Source organism: Rubritalea spongiae (genome assembly GCF_042652385.1).
GTDB lineage: Bacteria > Verrucomicrobiota > Verrucomicrobiia > Verrucomicrobiales > Akkermansiaceae > Rubritalea > Rubritalea spongiae.
Map to the genome: position 1 here is coordinate 3220334 of NZ_JBHSJM010000001.1, position 24241 is coordinate 3244574.

Below are 24241 nucleotides of genomic sequence, written 5' to 3' on the forward strand. Positions count from 1 at the left end.
CCTAAAATTACAGGCTTTGGGTGATGATTTGTTAAAATTAGGCTAGCGGTTTGACAGAAGAAAATCTTATGAGTATGGGTGTGGGCACATCGCCTATGAATTTACCGATTTCACTCTGCCTTCTTTTACTTGGGACTCTAATACCGTTGATGAGTCGTGAGAAGAGCCCTATATTGGTGAGAGTGGCCATTGTGCTACCTGCGTTTCTTAGTTTTTGTCTTATAGCATCCACTTCTTGGGAAGTTTTGACGACGGGTAGCGGCTCTGTTTGGTCGGTAGAATGGGTTCCTGAATTTGGCATCGACCTCTCTCTTCAGTTGAATGGGATTGGGATGCTCATGGCTTTGCTAGTTACAGGAATTGGATCATGTATTATTGCTTATGCATTGGGCTACATGGGTGGAAAATCGGGCACGATGCGACTCTGTTCACTACTCTATTTGTTTATGTTCGCCATGACTGGCGTGGTGCTGTCTGATCATTTATTGATCCTATTTATCTTTTGGGAGCTCACTAGTATCAGTTCCTACATGCTTATTGGCTTCAACCATGAAAATGCGTCAGCCCGTAGAAATGCATTGCAAGCATTAGTGGTTACTGGTTTAGGCGGTTTAGCTTTGTTAGCTGGTGTGATCATGCTGCAGGTCATGACTGGGACTTGGTTGCTGTCAGAAATGCATGCTCAGAGCTATGCATTATCCGAGCATCCACTTTATGTGGCATGTGTGATTACTGTGCTGTTAGGAGCATTTACTAAGTCGGCGCAATTTCCGTTTCATTTCTGGCTGCCGAACGCGATGTCGGCACCGACGCCTGTGAGTGCCTACTTACACTCAGCGACAATGGTTAAGGCGGGCATCTTCTTGATGTTGATTATGCAGCCGATGCTTGGTGGGACTGGGTTGTGGTCAAATACGTTGATGGTGGCAGGAGGGATGACGATGCTTCTGGCTCTTTTGTTTGGACTGCGGCAAGTTGATCTTAAAAAGATTTTGGCAGCGACTACGTTGGCAGTTCTGGGGATTTTGACATTGCTGATTGGTATCGATAAGCCTGCAGCGATTTTCGCAGCTATTCTATTTTTACTTGGGCATGCTCTCTATAAGGCGACTTTATTTATGACTGCTGGTGCAGTGGATCACTCTACTGGGACGCGAGATATTCGTGTGCTAGGAAGCTTGAAACGTTCGATGCCTTTGACTGCCTTTACTGCAGGGGCTGCGGCCTTGTCGATGATGGGGCTGCCGTTGTTTTTAGGTTTCTTAGGTAAGGAATATGCTTACAAGGCGAGTTTGTATGCGCCTTGGGTCGTGACAGGTGTGTTAGTCCTTGGGAATGCACTTATGATGGTACTCGCAGCGCGTGCAGGTGTGATTCCGTTTTTTAGAAAACGGGTAGAGGCAACGCCTCATACTCCGCACGAGGTAGATCTCTGGATGGCAGGAGGGCCTGCGATACTTGCGACGCTTGGGGTAGCGTTTGGTTGTGTTCCTATGCTTTTCGAACCTGTGCTACAGTCATGTTATCAACAACTCGCTGTGGACGGACCTGAGATTGAAGTGCATTTGTGGCATGGTATTAATTTACCGCTGATTCTTAGTTTGATTACTTTCGCCCTAGGTTTTGCTCTAACCGCATTTTTGAAACCAGCGGCTAAAGGGGTAGAGGTGAAAGAAACAACCTCTGCTGACGGAGTGTATGACAAGGTGTTTCAAGCAGTTTTACGCGTGGCGCACCGCTGTACTGGAATGCTACAAACTGGCAATCTTCGTTCTTATTTGGTGATTATTTTGGTGAGCACCTGTGCGCTCATTTTGCTTAAACTGTTTCGATATGGTGGCTGGCCGTCACTTGAACCGATTGGCTCGATCCATCCATTCATGCTGCTACTCTTAGTGGCAATGCTGATAGCCACCGCCTTTGCTGTTTTCTCAAAGCGCAGACTAACAGCAGTTATTTCTTTAGGAGTTGTCGGGTACGGCGTGGCAATGATCTTTGCTAAGTATAGCGCTCCTGACTTGGCGATTACTCAGGTGTTAGTCGAAACCTTGACGGTTGTTTTGTTCGCTTGGGTGGTGAAGCACTTGCCTAGGTATCGTGTACTTTCTACGAAATTTCAGCGAGTAATGGATGGATGCCTCGCTTTACTAACGGGTGGAGTGATGACGGTACTGATGATCAAATCTCAACATCTCGTGATTGGTGACCGTATCGCTGACACCTTGACTCAAATGAGTTATCCGCTGGGGAATGGCGCCAATGTGGTGAACGTGATTCTGGTGGACTTCCGAGCGCTGGACACCTTCGGGGAAATCACAGTGCTTGCTGTCGCAGCTCTCGGGGTGTGGGCACTGGTGGAAAAAGTTCAAAAGGAGAAGAAGTAAGTGATGGATTCAATCATACTCAAAACAGCGACTCGCTATCTGTACCCAGTGCTCATAGGCTTGTCTTTAGTCGTTCTCTACAGAGGGCATAACCTTCCTGGAGGAGGTTTTATTGGCGGGCTGATTGCAGCCTCGGCGGTGATGTTGAGAGCCTTGGCTGGAGGCTGGGAAGGTATAGGGGAAGGAAGATTTCGTAATCCTATCACGCTGATGCAGGTCGGTTTGATTCTGGCCTGTGCGAGCGCGTTTGTAGGCTTATTTGTGACTCACACATTTATGGAAGCACTATGGGCTCCTACTTGGTATGTACCGGTATTAGGTAAAGTAAAATTAGGGACTCCGATCCTTTTCGATATTGGCGTGTATTTAACGGTACTGGGCTTTGCGGTACTTTGTGCAAAATCTCTTGATTCAAATAATAACTAATAATGTCACTCTTGATAACAATTATGGCGGGCATACTATTTGCCGCGGGGATTTATTGCCTATTAAGGCGGAACATGACTAAAATTATTATTGGCATCATTCTATTGAGCCAGGCTGCGAATTTATTGGTGTTCAGTATGGGTGGAATCATTGCGCACGAACCTGTGTTTGCTGATTCTGCGACTAAAAAGGTAGCTGAGGGTCATGCTGACCCTATTCCTCAGGCCCTTGTCCTCACTGCGATTGTGATTGGCTTTGGGCTTATGGTGTTCACGATCACTCTCCTTATGCGAGCGCACAAGGTGCTGCAGAGTGATGATGTGAATGAATTTAACCGTACAGATGCACTTCCATGATTTGGTTAATTCTATCTTTGATTCTGCCATTTCTAACGGCAGTGAGTTGCTTGCGTAGAGACTACACGAACAGTTTAGTTCCTAAGTTCAGTATCGTTGGCGCAGTCGCTCAGCTTATTTCGGCGGTCATGTTGATGCAGCATGTGCTTACGCATGGAATGATTGTGATTCAAGTAGGGGCTTGGGAAGCTCCCTTTGGTATCTCCTTAGTTTGCGATTTATTCAGTGCGATGATGGTATGTATTACCGGAGTCATCTCAGTCGCCATTGCAGTGTACTCTCTGGGAGACATTGATGAGCTTCATACGCGAAAGCATTACTACAGTTTGATTCACATGCTGCTGATGGGTGTGAATGGTTCCTTCTTAACAGGGGACTTATTCAACCTCTATGTGTGGTTTGAGGTAATGCTCTTATCCTCGTTTGTGTTGATCACACTCTCTGGTACGAAGGATCAGATTGAAGGAGGAGTTAAGTATCTGCTGATTAATTTACTGTCTTCTGTTATTTTCCTCTGTGGCGTAGGCTTGCTGTATGGAAAGATTGGCACGCTCAATATGGCGGATATTGCTCAGCGTTTAGATGCTCATGAAGATGCTTTGTTAGTAAACAGCAGTGGAATGCTCTTGCTAGTCGCATTTGGTATTAAGGCTGCGCTCTTTCCGTTCTTTTTCTGGCTGCCAGCATCTTACCATACTCCAAAGGTTGCGATTTCTGGCTTGTTTGCAGGTTTGCTGACAAAGGTAGGTGTGTATGCAATGATTCGTTCTTACACACTACTCTTCCACAGCCAATTCAACATCGTTCAAGATGTGCTTATCTTCCTCGCAGCAATGACGATGCTTACTGGGGTTTTTGGAGCGGCTTCTCATTTCGACATTAAGAAGATCCTCTCGTTCCATATTGTTAGTCAGATCGGATACATTGTGATGGGCTTAGCGATTGGTACACCAGTGGCGATAGCGGGTGCCATTTTCTACACAATTCACCACATTTTGGTGAAAACCAATTTGTTCCTTATTGCTGGGCTTATTGAAAAGAGAAGTGGGACGACTGACTTGAAGGCTATCGGAGGGTTATACAAGGCGATGCCTGGGCTAGCCTTACTCTTCTTTTTACCTGCATTTTCATTGGGTGGGATTCCTCCTTTATCAGGGTTCTGGGCGAAACTGGGGGTGATTAAAGCGGGTATAGATACACAACACTACTGGCTGGTTGGCTGTGCTTTGTTTGTGGGAATATTGACTTTGTATTCGATGACAAAGATCTGGGCAGAGGCTTTTTGGAAGCAAGAGCCAGAACATACACACGCTACGCATAAACACATTCCATGGATCATGATATGGCCGTGTATTGCGATGGCAGCGATCACTGTGTGGATTAGTCTATGTCCACAACAGTTGTTGGAATGGTCGACGCTGGCAAGTGAGCAGTTGGCTGATCCTCAGTCATACATTGAGAAAGTAATGCATGTGAAGGAGGTAGCAGATGATTAAATTGGTTAAATTAATAGCATTTGGAGCATTTTACCTCAAAGAGGTGGTGGTGAGTAATATTCGAGTTGCGATCGATATTGTTTCACCGGCTTATTTGATGAAGCCAGATATTTTGACGATTGATGTGAGCCAGCTCACTCCTCGTCAATTATTAGTGGTCACGAATTTAATTACCATGACACCAGGGACCTTGAGTTTAGATGTGGCTGATGGAGTACTTTATATTCACAGTATGTATTCCGATGATGCCGAGGCGGAGTCTAAAGATTTGGTGGAAAACTATATAAATAAAGTTTGCGATGTTTTTTGAGATTACAACGATACCGAGCTGGGTGTTAGACGCTTGTCAATGGATGTTAGCCTTGGCGATTATTTTGGCTACCTGCCGCATCGTGAAGGGGCCGAGTTTTCTAGATAGAGTGGTGGCGCTAGATTTGTTGGCTGCATTGACGATGGCACAATGTGTTTTACTTTCGCTAGTGGGGGGATTTGTTCCCTATCTAGATATAGCAATGGGTATTGCACTCATCAGCTTCATAGCCACAGTGGCTCTGGTCCGCTACCTTGAACATAAAGATGTTGTATAATGAGTGTTGTAATTAGCTTTTTTCTATTGGCAGGTTCATTGTTTGCACTTCTAGCGGCAGTTGGCGTATTGAAGATGCCAGACTTATACTGTCGCATGCATGCGGCGACCAAGGCGGGAGCTTTTGGTTGTGCTCTGATTTTGATTGCAGTGATGTTGAGTAATCCGACACCGAGGGTGATTATCGAGAGTTTAGCAATTCTGTTTTTCTTTTACCTCACTGCTCCTATTGCGGCGCATTTGGTGGGACGGATTAGTTATCGACGCCATTTCCCAATTTGGAAGCGCGGAAAGAAGTAAGCTTCATTTGGTTTTTTGAAATACGAGATGTTAAGTTAGAGAACTGTGGATTTCATCTATCCGTGAATGCTTGCGTTGCAAATGCGGTGGGCATTAAAAAAAGATGCAGATCTATTCTCTGATAGCGAGTCGATCTTGTTTAGAAAAATTTCAACTTCTACCATATCAGCCCCCGAGACGCCCTTGGTGATTTTCTCAGGCGACGAGCCGTGAGGCCAGAATTCATCTTTCAAGGACGGTCTGATACTTTCAGACAAATCGGGAGCATGGCATGCGATATAATAATATTGGCTGCACACTTGTTTCTCTTTTGCAGGTGCACTGGCGTGAACTGAAGTTGCAATTGATAGAAGAAGTGTCGTTAGTATGGGGAGCTGAATAGGGGGTGTTTTGAACGAGTTAGAACTGAATAAATGATTTAATATTCTGTAATTTAGTATTTTGCGTTATTTGGAGAGTTCGGTGTGAGAAAGTATAATCAATGGCTATGTGGGAAACCTATATGTTAAAGTGGATATGTTTATGTAAAAACCCATTGGAAATCTCCGTTGGAATCTAGTACATCTATGAACTAATGCGCTTGCCAGAGATTTGGGAAGCATTTCACCCAAGGTTATGAAAAAGCTATCTACATGCATCCTATTCTCCATAGGGCTATTCAGTTCTGCTCTCGCAGAAAAAAAGAACATTCTCATTATTTACGGGAAGTCTACGCACCAAAACTATGCTCATAATAATGAGGAGGTTGCGACATTGTTGAAGACAAAGTTCGATAATTCCGAATACGCTGAAAAGTTTGTAATTGAGACTTGTCTCAATTACCCAAGTGATCTCTCGAAAGTTGAGAATGCTGACCTTGTGATTATTTCGAGTGATGGCGGACCGAAGCACGCGCTTTTTCACAAGAAGGATCCAACGAATTTCACGAAGCATTTCGATTCCGTGATTAAGAAGAATAAGACAGGTGTGATTATGGTGCACTGGGCGACTGACGCTCCCTCTCCAAAGTTTGGAGGCTTACATAAAGAAAATGCGCAACTGATGCAGGATTGGATTGGTGCCGTGTATTATTGGGTGAATAAAGGAAAGTCGCCTGAGAGTAGCTGGACATGGAAATTCCCGGTTATGGAGTTCACTGTCAATAAGGAGCATCCTATTTCTAACGGTTTGCCTGAGACTTTCAAATTGCAGGATGAATACTATTACAATTTCTTTACCGAAGGTGCAGATTCTCGCAATCCTAAGAATGACAAAGTCACGTATATTCATTCATCCAAAGCGCCGAGTACTCGGGATGATATCGAAGATGAAACTAAGTGGCGCGAGCAGCCAACGTACTGGACATACGACCGTGAAGATGGTGGACGCTCAGTGGGGCTTACATCGGCGCATTTTTACCACACATGGGCAAATCCTCATTTCTTTAAGACCTTTACGAACAGCGTTCTTTGGACGCTGAATGAAGAGGTGCCTGAGAATGGAGCTGCTATTCCGACTCCTACATTGAAAGAGTTACTGGCAGTGAATAAGAAGGCCGCTATTTACATGAAAGCAGAGCACTTCAAGTAGGATTACGTTTCTAAGCTCGGTGACGAGACCTTGTTGAGTTTTTTAAACGGGAGACTATTTTGTTATTTCTGGTTGATGCCGTAGGCTAACTTCAAGGCTGACTGGACGATTGTTATTTTAATCACTCTCATGTTCAGCATGTGTCTCTAACTCTTCTATACTGGGGTTATAATCGGAGAGGAGTATTTCGTCATCAGGTCGTTCACTCGGCACCATGTTGTGGGCGGTGAGGACGGCTTGTTGTTGTCCCTTGCTATCTCGCTCATAGTTGAGTTGAGCTTCGATTTTTAGCCAGGTGTGTTCGGGGAAAGTGAAATTGGCAGCCATGGCATCGGTAAGTTTCATTGTCATTGGGATGGCTTGCATGTCAGCGGCACAGCATTGCATCATGAGTCGGTATGCGCGTTTTAGTTTCGGGTTCGACTCATCACCGGGCATCGAGCGGACAGCGGCTTCGACTTCAACCGTGACTCCATCAATGGCTCTGGAAACTTCAGGGTCGTTCGCGGTGGTGAAGAGCTCGAACATACCGAGTCTATATGCTCCATTTTCGTTTTTTTGCAGATATTGGTCTAGGGTTGCACGTGAGAAACTAGGTGGGACGTCGGCTGTGTTTTGAAAGGTTTCAGGGTTAATATCGACTTCGGTTCTTCTTGTGAGTTCTCTTTCTGAAAATTGATGTTGGGTGTGAGTGATTGAAAAGAGGATTGGGATGCCAAGAATGAGTACAGCTACGATGGGATGAATATCCCCGTGTTGATGGGTATCATCACAGGAGTCTTCACTGCTGTGATCGTGGCCGCAGCTGGCAGGGATTTTTTGAGTGAGAAGTAGAAAAATTCCTAGGATAAGCAGCAAGCCTCCACCGATGAAGGTAGCGGTCTGGAAGCTTGGAGAGAGGTAATTCTGGATGATGGAGTACTCGGTCCCGTCAAGGCGTAGCTCGACTTTGAAGTAATAGTGTAAGCACAGGACAGCCAGAGAGAGGAGCACCGTTACTTGAATCCATAAGTTGATCCGTGTCTTCACAGTGAGCCTCCTTTGGTTAATTGTTCAACCCACTCTAGGGTATCGACGTAGATATTTCCCCACAGGAGGCAGCTGGCAGTGATGAGAATAAATAAGAGCACAGCAAGCATTAACACAGCCCGCATTTTCATCATACTTTGGTAGAGGAGCATGAGCTTTATATCCATCATCGGGCCGAAAACGAGAAAAGCCATCTTGGAAACGCGGCTTAGTCTTTCAAAGCTGGTAGCTACCACAAAGGCGTCGGAGGTGCTGCAAAGGCTCAGGATAAATGAGAGAGCTATCATGAAGCTTGTACTTTCGAGCAACCTTCCATCTTCTGCAAGATAGTTGAGTAGGCTGTTAGTATTGGCTGCTGATTTGAAAATGGTCATGAGTGTGATGCCGATGACGAAGTAGACGGAGACATCTAAAAAGTCTCTGACTGCGGTGCGCATGGCAGCTACGTACTTGTGGCTAGCTGGTATCACGTGCTGATGTGTATGGCAGCACGTTCCATCCTGCTTGCTGTGGCCGACACCGCTGAAGTGAAGCCTATCAATGATGTTGCGTTTGAGGATTGTTTCAATTGGTACAAAGAGAATCAAGGTTCCCACACTGACAGAGACCACATATCCCAGAGCTATTCTTGATAGAGCGATTCCCAATGGTTCGTTAGCAAATGCCGTGTAGGTGCTCATGAAGGTGATGGGATTCACAATCGGAGCGGCGAGCATGTAGGTAAATGCGCTACCTAGAGGTAGTCCTTTTGCGATGAGCCGGCGGATTACTGGAACGACTGTGCATTCGCAGACTGGAATGATGAGCCCGAGCAGGCCACAAGTGAAAATGGAAAGCCAGCGATTTTTCGGCAGGAGCTTATCGAGCGTTTTCGCAGGTAGGTAGACGTCTATAAAGCCACTGATCAAGGTGCCAATGAGAATGAAGGGGAGACCTTCAAAAAGCACAGACAAGAAGGCGAAGGCAAAATCTTGTGCGATGTCTTCGCTGATGAGTGTGGCTAGAAAGTGATCCATAGAGATGTTAGAAAGCTGAGTATGCTACGAGGATGTTTACGGAGTGCTTTGATCGGTATTTCATTGTCTTAGCAGAATATTTCTAAAAGCAAGAGTGCAGGTTGAGAAGCATTTCGACGTGTGTCAGAAAAAGCAAAAACAGCCGCACTACTATTCTAATCTGTTTCAGCGGCAAGTATAGACGGGTATGGGAATCTTAGTAAGCCATGTTGATAAAGGCTATGATTCAGACGAACTAAGAAATTACGTCGATCAACAAAGAGGAGTTGCCTTAATTCCAGGTCGTAAGAATAGAAAAAAGAAAGTTTTCTACAGTAAAGAGGTCGGTAAAAGTGCCATGCCCTAGAGCACTACTTTGTTAGAGTTAAAAGAATTCGAAAGATTGGAACTCGCTACGATCGGTTAAGTGAGACTTTCGCTATATATATGTTTTGCATTTATAATGGACTGGATCAGGCAACAAAATTATCCACACGGCCAAGGGCTGAAGGTCGAATATTAGATTTTGTTGGGGCGACATTGGACTTGTGGATTTTCGACAGTTTGAATGGATTGATAGAGACCTGTTTGAGAGAATTGTTCAAGAATGGGCATAGTCGGACTTTGTCAACTCACGTGAACTCGCTATTGTTTTTTATTTCAAAGCTTGTGGTATGTCAATTTAGTGAGTTCTGGGTCCTTCGGGCTGGAATGGTATCTTATTAACATGAAAAATAACGTCTTCAAAATCTCTGGTTTGATGGGAATTTCTCTACTGCGTAGGACTTGTGCTGGTTTTTTCTTATGCTCTTGTGTCGTGGTGAATGCTGAAGTTGCTGAGCAAGATTCGAAACCGAATGTGATCTTTCTTTTTTCGGACGACCAGCGCTATGATTCACTCGGTATGACTGGGGATCCGCTTACTCAGACACCACACTTGGATCAACTGGCAAAAGAGGGAGTTTTCTTCGACCAGGCTTTTGTGACCAGTCCGATTTGTGGACCGAGCCGTGCGAACATCTTCACTGGCCAATGGGAGCGAAAGAATCGTATTGGTTTTAGCAGTGTATCGAAGAATGTGATCACTGAAGAGGTTTTCGCAACTAGCTTTTTGATGCAGCTCAAACAGGCCGGATACTCGACTGCATTTCTTGGGAAGCACCACACGAAGATTGTTGATCGGAACAATACTCCGTTGAGAGAAAATATTGATTTTTGTTATTATGGGGAAGGTCATCTGGGTTTTCATCCTGCGAAGAAGCATAAAGCTTTTTCTAACTTAAAGACGAAGTCACAAACTGAAGGGATCTTTGAAGCGACCCAAGCTTATTTAAAGCAAGGTAGTGAGTTCGACTATTTTTATGAAAATGCGGACCCCAGTTTTAAAGAATCGCTGAATAGACGCGATCCAAAGAAACCATTTTGCGCGTGGATTAATTTCAATCTGCCCCATCAATCGAGTCTTAGTGGCATGGGATCGGACGCTAACGACCCAGAGTTTTACTCGATGCTTTATGCCGATAAGAAGGATCAGATTATCATTCCGAATGATAAACCCTTGTTCCCAGATGAAGTTCTAACCATCGCGAAGATGCCTGGTTACTATCGATTAAATGGTAACGCTCTTCGTGTGACGAAGCTGAAGACAGCACGTGCAGTCTATGGCATTGATCAATACCTTCAAAACCTCCGTGAACTCTTGTCAGATCTGGGTGAAGATGAGAACACTATCATCATCTTCTGTTCTGACAATGGCTTGATCTATGGTGAGCATGGAATTAGTGGGAAAAGTATGCTTTATGAAGAGGCGGTGCACGTTCCTCTGATTATCTACTCTCCTTTCATGGATTCAGGAACAGCGGGGAAACGACTCGATTCGTTAGTTGTAGCCCAGGATATTCCAGCGACAATTCTCGATTTGTGTGGAGTGCAAGTGCCCGATAGCTACCAAGGGCAAAGCATGGTTCCGCTTATAGAAGGGAATGACTCAAATTGGCGCAAAGAGGTGTTTTTAGAAAACCTTTTTACCGATCAAGAATATCCAAGAGCTGAGTCTGTCCGTAGTGAAAAATTTAAATACATCCGCTACTTTAGTCGTGAAAATGATCGGAAAAAATATTTGCCCGATGCATCGATTGAAGGGGAGAAGCCGATTTACGAGGAGTTATTTGACTTGAGTAAAGATCCTAAAGAACAAGTGAACTTAGCGACTAATCCAGAGTACGCATCAGTGCTGGCTGCACATCGGGAGCGCTGTCAGGAGCTTGTTGTTGAACTTGCAGAATAACGTATGAAAGTGGCTCGGCGACGGTGAAGCCATTTTCGGATGTCTGTTGCCTGCTACTAACAGCTGTTTAACATTATGTAGATCTGCAGGGCTGTCTTTCAGGAGAAGTCTAGATGCTATGAATAGCGTGGCGTTTATTGTGCGTATAGATTCGGAAAATGGTTTGGCGGAAATTGGAAGTTGGTTCTTCTGGTAGAGGCTAGTTGCTATGGTGTCTTATTGCACAAATGATTTTTCGTTCACCGCTACATTTTCTTCTTTTTGTTCTTCTACTTTCGTTTTTACCGAAAACAAGTTCAGCTAGAGAGCAACAGTTAGGGACACCTGATAAACCAAACATTATTTTCATCCTCGTCGATGATATGGGTTACAGTGACATCGGCTGTTACGGAGGAGAAATTGAGACACCTCATCTAGATCGGCTCGCTAAGGATGGCATGCGTTTTACTCAGATGCATAATACTGCGAAGTGCTTCCCGTCGCGCGCAACATTGCTCACTGGGCTATACGCTCAAGATGTAGGAATGGCAGCTTCTAGTGCGAGGTTTACAGCTGGAATCACCCTAGGTGAGGTTTTAAAGAGTGTAGGTTACCGCACGCTTGCGTCTGGGAAACACCATTCTAGAGAGTCGCTGTATGATCGTGGTTTTGATCGTTACTGGGGACTGCTTGATGGTGCGACCAATCACTTTAATCCAGGGCTCAAACGTGACGATGAAGCCAAGCCGGCACAGAAGAAGTATGGAAAACGATTCTGGGCAATTGATGAGCAAGTATTGCAACCCTACACGCCAAGTGAGTCTAATTTTTATTCGACTGACAACTACACAGAAAAAGCTATCGAATATTTAGATCAATACAAAGACGAGGACGTACCTTTCTTTCTTTACCTTGCTTACACTGCACCTCACGACCCACTTCAAGCATGGCCTGATGATATTGAAAAATATAAAGATACCTACAAGGTCGGTTACGAAGCTATTCGCGACGCACGTATTAAAAAGCTTAAGCAACTAGGAATTATCGATGCGAATCAACCAATTGCGAAACCGACTTACCAAAAGTGGGAAAGCTTAACTGATGAGGAACGCGACATCGAAGCACGCAAGATGGCTATTTACGCTGCTATGATTGACCGTGTGGATCAAAATATAGGTAAACTCATTGGGAAGCTTGAATCGCTTGGTGATTTAGAAAATACGCTTATTTTCTTTGCTGCCGATAATGGCTCATCTGCAGAGATGGCCGAATATCGTAAACATATAGAAGGTCAGCGTGTTGGCGACGGTCTACCTATCGATAAGTTAGGTTGTATTGATTACTGGGCATCACTCGGTAGCAACTGGGCCAATGTATCCAATACGCCTTTGCGTAAAGCAAAGCAGAGTAGTTATGAGGGTGGCACACGCACACCATTTATAGCGCACTGGCCTAATGGAATCAAAAAAGCGGGCAGCATTAACAGATCGTTCGTCGGCCATTTCATCGATGTCATGCCGACCATTGTCGAGTTGAGTGGCGCCAAATATCCCATGGAATTTAACAATCAGAAAGTACCTGCGATGGCTGGTGAAAGCTTTGCTCCACAACTAGAAGGTGAATCGAACGGAGCTGGTGATCGAGCCATTTATTGGCAATTCGGCAATGGGTCTGCCATCCGCCAAGGCAAGTGGAAAGCAGTCGCTGAGAAATCAAATTGGGCTCTCTTCGATATGTCCATTGACCCGAATGAGACAAACGACCTGTCTCAGCAATATCCTGAAAAACTGGAATCAATGAAGCAGCAATGGACGGAATGGTATGAATCTACAGCGGCTTCTAATTAAGCTGCTATTTCATTGCTGAACAAAATCATGTGTAGATCACACACAAATCTCAATAGGATTGACGATTTACAAGATCGAGTAATGAAAGCCCACGCTATCTGCTCAGTCTTTAAGGAGTAAGCTCTTGGTGATAACACGTCAAGTTTGGCTACAAGCTTGTGGCCTTTTTATACTTTACTAAAGCTGAGCTCCCTCCCGAACATTTCTGCGACGGACCGACCAAATATCCTCTGGTTATCTACTGAGGATATTAACGAGCATCATAGCAGTTATGGCGACCTCGGTGGCGAAACTTAAAATGCTAGGTGATCGGATTTTAGATCGCTTTCAGGGTAGCTGCAAGTACGCACTGTATGGAGACTTTGTCCATGGAGTCGACTGGATTTTTTGCGAGGTAGTAAAGACGCTAGAAACACGAGGTGTGGTTGATATAACACTGATTTTTTTTACTAATGACAACAGTGGTATGTTTAATGAAACTGGTCAGGATGCTTGGGAGGCTGTGGCCTGACCCCGTAGAACTGTGCAGTTCATAAATGTAGATTTGGTGATATAACCAAATCGAAAAACATGAAAAGAAGCCGTTTTAGCGAAGAGCAAAAAGTCAGAATCCTGCAAGAATTGCGAGCTGGTAAGAGTCGTAAAGAAATCTGTGCCGAGCATAATGTGAGTCCTCAAACAATTTCCCTATGGAAGAGTAAATATGGGGATATGGATGTAAACGAGGCTCGAAAGCTTAAAGCCTTAGAAGAGGAAAATGCGCGGATGAAGCGCATCATAGCTGATCAGGCGATGCAGATCGACATACTCAAGGAAGTGAACTCAAAAAAGTGGTAAGTGTGGCAGCCAAGAAGACGGTGGTTCGCACACTAGTAGAGTCTGGGTTTGCGAAAGTAAGTGAAGTGTGTAGAGCGATAGGCTTACAGCGATCTAGCTTTTATTGGGTTAGTCAACGTAGCCCTGAGAGTATAGAGCTTGAGCGAGAGGTTCTGAGGCTCAGCAAGGATAACCCTCGTTATGGCTACAGGCGCATTACCGCTTTGATGCGCCGAGAAGGCCATAAAATCAACTCTAAGCGTGTACAGGCGATACGTCGCCGTCACGGCCTACAAGTACGCAAGAAGCAGCGCAAGAGTAGACGAGTAAATGAAAATGAACCCAAACGACTCCGCGCCAGTGCAAAAAATGAAGTCTGGAGCTGGGACTTTGTTTACGATCAAACAGAGCATGGGTCGAGCTTCCGCATTTTAAGCGTGTTAGATGAATACACTCGTCAATGTCATAGCTTGAATCCTCGTCATAGCTACCGAGCCGAAGACGTAATTGAAGTTCTAGAAGAGCTCATTGTTGAGCATGGGCCTCCTCGGTTCATTCGTAGTGATAATGGTCCAGAGTTTATAGCCTACAAAATTCGAGACTGGCTCAAAGAGCAAGGCATCCAAACACACTACATTACACTAGGTTCACCATGGGAGCAGTGCTACATCGAGAGCTTTCACGACAAGCTACGCGATGAGTTCCTGAATCGTGAAATCTTCTACTCTCTAGCAGAAGCTAAAATTTTGCTAGAAGGATGGCGAAAAGAGTATAACGATGAACGCATCCATAGCTCGTTGGCTTATCTCACACCCAATGAGTTCGCGCGCAGCGTACAGACTCCGTTACGGGCTACGCCCTCCACTCCGTCTGTACGCGAACTAATCCCTAACCTAATAAGAAACAACATCTTCACTGAATCTACAGTTTAGATCTGTCCAAAGCGCGGGGTCAGGCCAGCTGGGTACCGTTTAAATGACGATTTGTTAGGCTTTAAGTTTGGCGGGTGACAGTGTGAATGTCTTACCATTGCTCATCGGGAGTTCTATGGAGGGTATTGTTGATCATCTTCTTTTAGCCCCGTTAGAGTGAGTAGTCTAGCTGAGCGCAAAGGGAAGTGGATGTATATTCTTGGACAGGATCTGGTGGTTTTGGCGGTACGAAGAGAGGCTCACACATTTTTGCTAGGTCAGCGGTAATCAGCTATGCCGAACATACTAACACCGATGTCGAGAACGGTAAAATTAAGAAGAATGCACTACTTGCTCAGCTCTAAAAACTGAGTGAGATACGGCCCCCCATAGAATGGGGGGCTACATATGGTGAATTTTTATTTAGGATGAATCGTATGCGATTCAAGAGATTTGGTATGATTCCTACAGATATGCCATATATGATGCTATTGGAGTATTAAATGAATAGTTGATATAAACTGTCACATCTGCTCGTACGTAGCCATTAATATGAAGACGAAAGATTATAGTAAGGGCAATGGAGTTTCTCGTTTGTTAGGATTTGTTAGTCAGTCTTTACTAAAAAATTACTTTCAACTCATTATCTCGTTTGTGTTGGTCATGGTGTGGCTGGCCGGGGGGTCTGTGAAGCTGGCTTAAAGATATATTACATTCGCCACGCTGAGGGGGGCCATAATGTGAAGAAAGCGTGGAAAGAGAAAGGCATCCCGGAAGATGACTGGCCAGATTACGTGGGCGACTCTAACCAGTTCACACCACTGGGGAAAGTCCAGCTTGCAAAGGTGTCTGGAAAGCTGCAAGCGCTGGAAAAGCGCTTTGATTTCATAGCCTCAAGTCCACTATGGCGCTCACGAAATACAATTCTTCCTTATATGAAAGATGTGGGAGCTAAGGGGGAAATATGGCCTGAACTCAAGGAACTGTCGATCCCCAGTGAATACTTGTTCGATAAGGAGTTGCCTAAGTTTAAACAACCGGTTTTGGAACAAGGGAAAGTGATAGAAATACCAACAGATGAGACTGATTGGTTTTCAATGAGAGCGGGGGTTACTCGTGGGTTTGATATATCGAATGATTTGGATGAGAAGGAGGAATCTGCGGCTGCGAAAATTGTTTATCAGGCCGCAATTGATCGCATTCTGAAAAAATTTGGAGGGACGGATAAAACGATTCTTTTGGCTGGGCATGGTGCGAGTGGTAAAAACCTCATCCGCCTGTTGACAGGGGAGATGGATTACGAATCGATTGATAACACAGGCATCTGGATGGTAGAGCAACAAGAGGATGGGAGCTTTGAGGTGAAGATATATAACTCGGTTACTGTCGGTATTGGCGCGATCCCTAACAATGGTAAGTTGGAGGTGAGATTTTCTGATCTACGCTCTAATTTATCGGATGTGGAGATCAATGGTCAGACCGTGCATCGTACGGGAGCGAAGATCACCAAGGCGACGGATGGCTTGGACATCGTTTATTCATTTTCCATTAAAGACCAAGATCTCGATGGTGTTGGCGGCAGTAATGATTCTCTTTCATGGGATATCCGATTCCAAGGTTTTGTGGGCGGTGATGTTACATTAAAGGGGGATGACTCGAGTGCTTCTGTGACACTAGGGAAGAGAGCGAAGGTTCATGCGAGTGACGACTATTTTGGGGTGTCCGATGAGCGCTATGTTGACGAGGGTGACTCGATCCAATTTTCTATTGAGAACCTCACTATACAATCGGATAGTCGTATATCTGTTAGATTTAACGGCTTTGATGGAGTCTACGGCACGGACGATTGCTACATTTTCGGAGTTGGGAAATCTGGGCTGGAATCAAAGGTCACCAAGGATGATGCAGATTTCACATTTACACCGATGTCTGTACTTACCCTGTCTTGTGCAGAGGGCAAGTTGCGGGTTCGTGATTTGACGGGCTCTTTTACCCTTTCTAAGGGTAATGAAGCCAGCCTTAATCAATGACCACCAGTTTTTATCTATTTATAACATCACAGAACACTATGAGTAGAATAAAGCAGGTTCTGGGAGCCATATTAATAAGTACATGCAGTCTAGTGTCTTCATATTGTGAAATTAAAATGTTATTGTAATGTTAAACGATTACTGTGGTTTCACTAACTTAGGCTGCTATGGTTCGCCAGAGATCAATACAGAATAGATTGACCAGATGACAAAGCAGGGGATGAACCGAAATAGAAGCGCTTTTGGCTAAGATGTTATAAGCGAATTCTAACAAAATCCTTGTCACAAAGAAGTCGCGCTAGGCATAGATAGAAATTGAATGAATGGGCGGAAGCACCGGAGGTCTATCAAGATGAACGCATGGCCGCTGATTACGGTGTGAATGTCTTAGATCAGAGCGAGGGGACATTGTGCACTACAAAAACTGGCATGGAGTGCGCGGGAAACGTTACAAGTTTGCTGTGTATTACATTACGACGAGCTAAGCGTGCATTATGAACGTCTCTGACAACAATCTACTTATGATCAAATGATGAAAAAAGTTATCGATACCCTATTTTTTCTAATTCTTTTATTGGGATCAGTACATGCAGCGCCGACGCATTTGGTAGATGAAAAGCCAGTTCTCATCAGTGAGGTCGAGGATAGTGTTTATCTCATAGACTTCGGACGCGTAGCTTTCGGGAATGTACGAGTAGTCTCCCCAGCAGCTGTGAATCTCACTATACATTTTGGCGAAGACCTGAAAAATGGTCGGGTGAACCGAAAACCGTTGGGAACCGTTCGCTATAAGGCTGCAGAGGTTCATTTAAAAGCGAACGAAGTAAGGGTAGTCGCACCGAGTAAAGATGGACGGAATACTAGTAGAGGCAAGCCTCCGACCCCGCCAGCCGTTTTGACGCCGAAGGAGTGGGGCGTTGTGTTGCCCTTTCGCTGGGTCGAGATTGAAGGGTGGGAGGGTGAGTTGAAACCGGCGCAGATTGTTCGTCAATCGGCATTTTCTGCCACTTGGGATAATGACGCAGCTGCGTTTGATTGTTCTGATGAAATGCTGAACCGCGTGTGGGAGCTCTGCCGCTATTCTATCAAAGCGACGACCTTTGCCGGAGTTTATGTAGATGGTGATCGTGAGCGTATTCCTTACGAGGCAGATGCTTACCTTAACCAGCTGAGCCATTACTATACTGACAACGATATCCAGATGGCTCGCGATACTTTGGCACACTTATTTAAGAATCCGACATGGCCGACTGAATGGGCGCCACATATGGTGTTTATGGTACATGCTGACTGGATGCAGACTGGCGAGACGGAATGGGTGAGAAGATATTATGAAATTTTGAAATCCAAGACACTGGCGGAACGTAGAGCTGGCGATGGCTTGATTGCCAGTGCTTCGCAAGACATTAAGAGAACTGATATAGTGGATTGGCCAATAGGCGAGCGAGACGCTTATGTATTTACCTCACGCAACACGGTGGTGAACGCATTTTACCTTCAGTCGATTAGACGGATGGAAGAACTGGCGCGAGCTCTGGGCAAGGACGATGAGGCGGAGGTATTTAAAGCTGAGTTTGACGAATCCTATGCAGCATTTCAGCAAACGTTTTTTGATACGGAAACTGGGCTATTCATGGACGGGGTGGGAACCAAGCACAGTTCGCAGCATGCCAACTTGTTTTCATTGGCATTTGGATTAGCCCCCGATGAAGTACGCGAATCGATGGCCGCGTGGTTGGTCGGACGTGGCATGCGGTGTTCAGTTTATGCCGCTCAGTATCTGTTGGAAGGCCTTTTTGAGTCAGGTGCGTCTGAAGAAGCTCTGTCCCTGATGGTGGCGGAGGGTGACCGTAGCTGGCGTCATATGGTCGAACGCGGGGCCACGATCACTTGGGAAGCTTGGGATCATAAATACAAGCCGAACCAAGACTGGAATCATGCTTGGGGCGCTGCTCCTGCCAACTTATTACCCCGTTATGTATTAGGGGTGCAAGCTCTCAGCCCAGGCTGGGTGACTGCACATGTGCGCCCTTCTGTTAGTGGCTTAAAGTTTGCCAAGGGAAAAGTCCCGACCCCTCACGGGCCGATTGTAGTGGATTGGGCAAACTCGGATAATTTTAAGATGGAATTGACTCTCCCCAAAGGGGTGCTCGCGAAAGTCGAGCTTCCAGCTTTTGAGGAGTCTGATCGTGTGTATTGTGATGGACGTTTGGTCCAAGCGAAACGTATAGGCAGCCGATGGGTGATAGATGAACTCGCCGAAGGTACAATGCGTTTCGTAGTCACCAAGTAAAGGAACGCATCCAATGAGTTTGGCTTTCTATTACTCGTTTAAGAAGAGGCCGGTGTTGTGTGCCTTGTGGATGGTGGTATAGGCGTTATTATTGTTAGGTGTGATGAAGCCACGGCTCACTAAGCTGAAGCTATTTTCCCTTTATAGACACTCAATCACTTAGCTCCCTCCCATATTTCTGGGGGTTGTTGGACTATGCTCTTCATTTAGCTTATAAAAACATTCAATAAATGACATAATGATCTGATTTCTAACGTATCCGCAACACACATCTATTAATCAAAAAAGCTCTATGAAAACCATCCTCTCTCTGATTATCGCACTATTATCAGTTGTCGTAGCTACGGCCGCGCCTGAGGAGGGATCGGCTGAAGAAAGTGACCAACATTTGAATTGGGCCTTCACGCCAGATCCAGCTTTACCCAACGTACTGATACTTGGAGACTCGATTTCAATCGGCTATACCCTACAGGTTCGTGAGCTATTACAGGGGAAGAGCAATGTATTTCGTCCGATGGGGCGTCATGGAAATCGGAGAGAGAACTGCAATGGCACTGGTTACGGAGTCGCCAATATTGATCGATGGTTAGCAGTGCAGAAATGGGACGTGATTCATTTTAACTGGGGTTTGCACGACCTAAAGCATGTGAAGACTCCTGGCACGAACGAAAAGTCGAATGACATAAATGATCCGACTCAGGCGACAATAGGAGAATATACGAAGAATATGAAGGTACTGGTTTCGAGGCTGAAAGCGACTGATGCTCGGTTAATTTTTGCCACGACAACACCGATCGTATCTGGGACGCTCAATCCTCTGCGTACACCCGAAGCTCCGGTGCGCTATAATGCTGCTGCACTTAAAATCATGAAAGCAAACGGTGTCCGAGTAAACGATCTTCATGAATTATGTGAACCGCATTTGAGTGAATGGCAGAAGCCTAAGAATTGCCATTTCAATGCTGTAGGTTCGGAAGCACTTGCGAAGCAGGTAGCGAAAGCGATTACTGAAGAACTTGGGTCGACAGATTAAACCGAAACAATTGATATTCAGCTTTGGAGTCGCATGGGCCATAGCTCATAGCTTCGAGCAGACACAATTCCACACCGAAACAATCCATTATGAAAATTAAGGCTCTCACTTTGCTGTTAGCAACTAGCTTAAGCTCCGCGCTTTTAGCGGCTGAAAAACCAAACATTGTCTTCATCTTTACCGATGACCAGTCGTACGAGACTATCCGTGCGCATGGTATGCTTGATATTGATACGCCGAATTTGGATCGGCTCGTGAATAAGGGCACGACGTTCTCGCATGCTTATAACATGGGTGCGTGGTCGGGAGCTGTTTGCATGGCGAGTCGGACATCGCTTAATACCGGGGCATTTCTATGGCAGGCAAAAGAGGCGCTAGACGACGCAAAGAAGGGTAAGCGTAAAATGTGGGGCCAGTTGATGAGCGATGCTGGCTACGATACCTACATGACGGGTAAGTGGCATGTGCCATATCAGGCTAAACAGGCCTTTGATCATACAACTCACGTGCGTGCGGGGATGCCCAAAGCGGTGCAAGCTGGATATAACCGTCCTATAGACGAGGCGGATTATGAGGCAGGTTGGAAACCGTGGGATATTAAATATGGAGGCTTTTGGCAGGGTGGAAAACACTGGAGCGAGGTGACCGCTGATGATAGCGTTGCCTTCATTCAACAAGCGTCAGAGAGCGAGCCCCCCTTTTTTATGTATCTTGCCTTCAATGCTCCGCATGATCCAAGGCAGGCGCCAAAGGAATATGTCGATATGTATCCGCTGGATCGAATTAAGCTTCCTGAGAACTATATGGACCAGTATCCCGACATGGGGGAGGACGCTGTGCCAGTGATTCGCGATGAGAAGCTCGCTCCATTTCCGCGGACGGAATATTCGATCAAGGTCAACCGTCAGGAGTACTTTGCGATTATTACCCACATGGATGCTCAAATTGGGCGCATCTTAGATGCTATCGAGAGCTCGGAAAAAGCGGATAACACGTGGATTATTTTCACGGCAGATCACGGACTCGCAGTGGGACATCATGGGTTGGTTGGTAAGCAGAATATGTACGAGCATTCCTTGCGACCACCATTCATGGTCGTAGGTCCCGGAGTGCCTGCTGGGAAAGTGATCGATACCCCGATTTATTTGCAGGATGCGATGGCTACCGCCTTGGAACTTAGTGGAGAGCCAATCCCTGAAAATATCGATTTCAAGAGTGTCTTGCCTCTGATTGATGGGCGCAGAGAGAAAAGCTACGATACGATTTTCGGTGCCTATATTGGTACGCAACGCGCAGTCATCCGTGACGGGTGGAAATTGATCGTCTATCCTAAACTTAAAAAGTCGAAGCTATTTAATCTAGAGAAAGATCCTCTGGAAATGATCGATCTAGCAGGCAACCCAGAGTATGCAGTTAAACTCAGCGAGATGACTCAGCTTCTAGAAGAAACTATGGATGAGTTGGGGGACCCAATGACTTCATTGACGGCTGCTGACTATGAAAAATCTATGCCATCCACGAAGAACAAGGGACATTAAATTATAGAAAGATTAGTAGGGGAATATCTTACAACTCATTTCCCCCTAAAAAATGGGGGGTGTGGATACTTTTTTTTTGTGTAGTTTTTCACGTTCTAGTTAGGGCGTTATTCTGATTAATTGATGCCTAGTTTGGTGTCAGCCAGACAAGTCATTTTTCTTCTCCTAGCTAAGCATTAAAACTATTTCTTGGTAACATATGAAAAAGATCAAAAGACTCACAGTTTCTGTTATTAGCTTACTTTGCGCTTCTGCATGGGCTGCTGAGGATAGACCAGAACAACCTAATATTTTACTCTTACTGACCGATGATCTCGGCTGGCAAGATGTGAAGGTGTATGACATCGATGAACCATCGCCCTACGATACACCAAACATTGATGCGCTGGCAAAGAAAGGTGTGATGTTCTGGCAAGGCTACTCGCCTGCTCCCACGTGTGCACCATCCCGCTGTGCGATCATGAGCGGCAATCACCCAGCTCGTGCGCAGAAGACGCATGTGGTAGGTGGTGCTCCGCCAGTGCCGATCAATAAGCATTTTCGTGTGATGGATCCTTGGTATAGCGGTCGTATGCCAGCGGACACATTGACCCTTGCTAAAGCGCTCAAGCAAAATGGGTACACTACTGGGCACTCCGGTAAATGGCATATCGCGATTGATCATCACGCCTACCCGCAACCCACCGATGTGGGCTTTGATTATTCGGATGCGACCCGCGGAGCACGCGGAAGCATGAAAAATCGTCTGAAGGACTTTTCGACAAATGCTGAAGATGACCCATTTCGTTTGGATGAAAATGGATTTCCATTTCACCCGACTAATGAAAATGCAATTAATTTTATCCGAGAAAATAAGGCGAAGCCCTTCTTCTTGTACTATGCGACCTGGTTGGTGCACTCACCGATTCAGACTCGCTCGAAAGCCCTGCTTGATAAGTACATTGAACGCATGGGTGTCGATCCGGAAAAAGTGCTGAAGCGCGACGAGGAGGGACAACTGAACCCATTCTACGGAGCAATGGTTGAGGAGCTGGATTATTACGTCGGGCAGGTATTTAACTACTTGGAAACCACTGAAGATCCTCGCTGGCCGGGGCATATGCTCAGCGAGAATACTTATATTATTTTTACATCAGATAATGGCGGTATGGAGGGGTCTCCGAAGGAACGCTATACGGATAACAATCCCCTCGATCGTGGTAAAATCTCCGCTCGCGAGGGTGGCACCCGCGTTCCATTGATCGTTGTCGGTCCAGATATTCCTGCTGGTGTTCAGACTGATGTCATGGCCAATGGCCTAGATTTCTACCCAACTATTTTGTCGATGGTGGGTGCTGAGAAACCAAAAGGAAAAAATCTCGATGGTTTGGATCTGTTACCCTTGTTGACGAATGACCCGACTGATCCATCACTAGTGAAAGAGGCTGATGGTAAACCACGCGATACGATGATGTGGCATTTTCCTCATGGGCATGCGATGGAGAGCACGATCCGGATCGGCGACTACAAGCTTATCCGCAAGTACGACCATCTCCACAATCCCGGCGTGAAGCCTTTGGAGCTCTACCGTCTCTACGACTCAAGCGGAGAAAAGCAAGTACGTGTCGACATCGAGGAAGCAAATAACTTAGCCGATAAGATGCCAGAAAAGGCAGCACAAATGGATCGAGTACTCAGTGAAATGCTCACTGAGATGGAAGCGAGCCTTCCTTCCTACAATCCGAACTACCCTAAAGACTTCCCGAATAAAGAGAATGTCCCAAGTGTGGTGAATGTGGAACAGAAGGGAAGGACAGTGACAGTTAGCTTTAAGAATAATGGAGCAAAGCTTTCACACGCGAATTTGATCTATACGCTCAATGGTGGACAAAAGTATGAAGAATGGTTCCGCCTACCGAATCTTAAAATCTCTGGGGATACTGTGACAGCCAAACTCCCCGAAGAGACGACTCACTATTTCATCAATCTGATCGACGAGAATAACTTCTTGGTGAGTTACCCAGAGCTGACTGCAATGATGAAGCACGGCAAAGGAAAACCATTTTCTAAGTCAGCACTGAAAGTGAAGAAATAAATCTTCAGTAGTAGCATGCGTTTTCAATGTTTGTAGCTCTTGCAGTTCTTGTAGCATTCTTTGTCTCATTTCAAAACCTATCCGCCCAAACCAAATCTGACGTTGATTGGAAAGATTTCCTGTCGCGTCACGACTTGGTTTGGACCGAAATGCCGTAAGCTTGGCTTGATGGGCAATGGGATGCTGGGGACCATGTTTTTCCAGCTCGATGATCGTCCTCTGCGAATCAGTTGAGGACGTAGCGATGCCGAGGATAATAAATCTGTAGGACCGCCTTTTATTGCTAAGTCTC

General features: G+C 45.6%; 20 protein-coding genes. 18 read left to right on the forward strand and 2 right to left on the reverse strand.

Features of this window, described 5'->3' with window-relative positions:
• The first annotated feature begins 95 nt into the window (after nt 1–95).
• The 8 genes from mbhE (at nt 96) to ACFPK9_RS14370 (ending at nt 7117) form a co-directional block, all read left to right on the forward strand.
• A complete protein-coding gene (gene mbhE / locus ACFPK9_RS14335) occupies nt 96–2384 on the forward strand; it encodes a hydrogen gas-evolving membrane-bound hydrogenase subunit E (RefSeq protein ID WP_377095771.1) in 2289 nt (762 codons plus the stop codon).
• Between the two features lie 3 nt (nt 2385–2387).
• Entirely contained in the window at nt 2388–2810 is a 423-nt protein-coding gene (locus tag ACFPK9_RS14340; RefSeq protein ID WP_377095773.1) for an MnhB domain-containing protein, read from the forward strand.
• A gap of 23 nt (nt 2811–2833) precedes the next feature.
• On the forward strand, nt 2834–3166 hold the full coding sequence (locus tag ACFPK9_RS14345; protein WP_377095774.1) for an NADH-quinone oxidoreductase subunit K: 333 nt from the start codon (nt 2834–2836) through the stop codon (nt 3164–3166).
• A complete protein-coding gene (locus ACFPK9_RS14350) occupies nt 3163–4662 on the forward strand; it encodes a Na+/H+ antiporter subunit D (RefSeq protein WP_377095776.1) in 1500 nt (499 codons plus the stop codon). The genes ACFPK9_RS14345 and ACFPK9_RS14350 overlap by 4 nt, the downstream gene beginning before the upstream one ends.
• Nucleotides 4655–4972, forward strand: coding sequence for a Na+/H+ antiporter subunit E (locus ACFPK9_RS14355; protein ID WP_377095778.1), 318 nt, complete (start codon nt 4655–4657; stop codon nt 4970–4972). The genes ACFPK9_RS14350 and ACFPK9_RS14355 overlap by 8 nt, the downstream gene beginning before the upstream one ends.
• Nucleotides 4962–5249 (forward strand): MrpF/PhaF family protein, encoded by a 288-nt coding sequence (locus tag ACFPK9_RS14360; protein WP_377095780.1) that lies wholly within the window; start codon nt 4962–4964, stop codon nt 5247–5249. The genes ACFPK9_RS14355 and ACFPK9_RS14360 overlap by 11 nt, the downstream gene beginning before the upstream one ends.
• Nucleotides 5249–5548 carry a monovalent cation/H(+) antiporter subunit G gene (gene mnhG, locus ACFPK9_RS14365; protein WP_377095781.1) on the forward strand — a complete coding sequence of 100 codons (300 nt, stop codon included), beginning with the start codon at nt 5249–5251 and terminating at the stop codon, nt 5546–5548. The genes ACFPK9_RS14360 and mnhG overlap by 1 nt, the downstream gene beginning before the upstream one ends.
• A gap of 615 nt (nt 5549–6163) precedes the next feature.
• Nucleotides 6164–7117, forward strand: coding sequence for a ThuA domain-containing protein (locus tag ACFPK9_RS14370; protein WP_377095783.1), 954 nt, complete (start codon nt 6164–6166; stop codon nt 7115–7117).
• Between the two features lie 117 nt (nt 7118–7234).
• Here the strand turns inward: ACFPK9_RS14370 and ACFPK9_RS14375 are convergent, their stop codons facing one another.
• On the reverse strand, nt 7235–8146 hold the full coding sequence (locus tag ACFPK9_RS14375) for a TIGR03943 family putative permease subunit (RefSeq protein ID WP_377095785.1): 912 nt from the start codon (nt 8144–8146) through the stop codon (nt 7235–7237).
• Nucleotides 8143–9162 (reverse strand): permease, encoded by a 1020-nt coding sequence (locus ACFPK9_RS14380; RefSeq protein ID WP_377095786.1) that lies wholly within the window; start codon nt 9160–9162, stop codon nt 8143–8145. Before ACFPK9_RS14380 ends, ACFPK9_RS14375 begins: the two co-directional genes overlap by 4 nt.
• A gap of 706 nt (nt 9163–9868) precedes the next feature.
• Here ACFPK9_RS14380 and ACFPK9_RS14385 point away from each other — a divergent pair.
• The 10 genes from ACFPK9_RS14385 (at nt 9869) to ACFPK9_RS14430 (ending at nt 23949) form a co-directional block, all read left to right on the forward strand.
• A complete protein-coding gene (locus tag ACFPK9_RS14385) occupies nt 9869–11428 on the forward strand; it encodes a sulfatase-like hydrolase/transferase (protein ID WP_377095788.1) in 1560 nt (519 codons plus the stop codon).
• A gap of 227 nt (nt 11429–11655) precedes the next feature.
• Nucleotides 11656–13254 carry an arylsulfatase gene (locus ACFPK9_RS14390; protein ID WP_377095790.1) on the forward strand — a complete coding sequence of 533 codons (1599 nt, stop codon included), beginning with the start codon at nt 11656–11658 and terminating at the stop codon, nt 13252–13254.
• Nucleotides 13255–13824: 570 nt separating this feature from the next.
• Nucleotides 13825–14091 (forward strand): transposase, encoded by a 267-nt coding sequence (locus tag ACFPK9_RS14395; RefSeq protein WP_377092531.1) that lies wholly within the window; start codon nt 13825–13827, stop codon nt 14089–14091.
• A 2-nt stretch (nt 14092–14093) separates the two neighbouring features.
• Nucleotides 14094–15002, forward strand: a complete 909-nt coding sequence (locus tag ACFPK9_RS14400) for an IS3 family transposase (protein WP_377092530.1) — start codon at nt 14094–14096, stop codon at nt 15000–15002.
• Between the two features lie 185 nt (nt 15003–15187).
• Nucleotides 15188–15346, forward strand: coding sequence for a hypothetical protein (locus ACFPK9_RS14405; RefSeq protein ID WP_377095793.1), 159 nt, complete (start codon nt 15188–15190; stop codon nt 15344–15346).
• Nucleotides 15347–15721: 375 nt separating this feature from the next.
• Nucleotides 15722–17011 carry a histidine phosphatase family protein gene (locus tag ACFPK9_RS14410; protein WP_377095796.1) on the forward strand — a complete coding sequence of 430 codons (1290 nt, stop codon included), beginning with the start codon at nt 15722–15724 and terminating at the stop codon, nt 17009–17011.
• Nucleotides 17012–17540: 529 nt separating this feature from the next.
• Nucleotides 17541–19304, forward strand: a complete 1764-nt coding sequence (locus ACFPK9_RS14415) for a family 78 glycoside hydrolase catalytic domain (RefSeq protein ID WP_377095799.1) — start codon at nt 17541–17543, stop codon at nt 19302–19304.
• A 292-nt stretch (nt 19305–19596) separates the two neighbouring features.
• On the forward strand, nt 19597–20337 hold the full coding sequence (locus ACFPK9_RS14420) for an SGNH/GDSL hydrolase family protein (protein ID WP_377095801.1): 741 nt from the start codon (nt 19597–19599) through the stop codon (nt 20335–20337).
• Between the two features lie 89 nt (nt 20338–20426).
• Entirely contained in the window at nt 20427–21875 is a 1449-nt protein-coding gene (locus ACFPK9_RS14425; RefSeq protein WP_377095804.1) for a sulfatase family protein, read from the forward strand.
• A gap of 199 nt (nt 21876–22074) precedes the next feature.
• Nucleotides 22075–23949 (forward strand): sulfatase, encoded by a 1875-nt coding sequence (locus tag ACFPK9_RS14430; RefSeq protein WP_377095808.1) that lies wholly within the window; start codon nt 22075–22077, stop codon nt 23947–23949.
• The last annotated feature ends 292 nt before the right edge of the window (nt 23950–24241 follow it).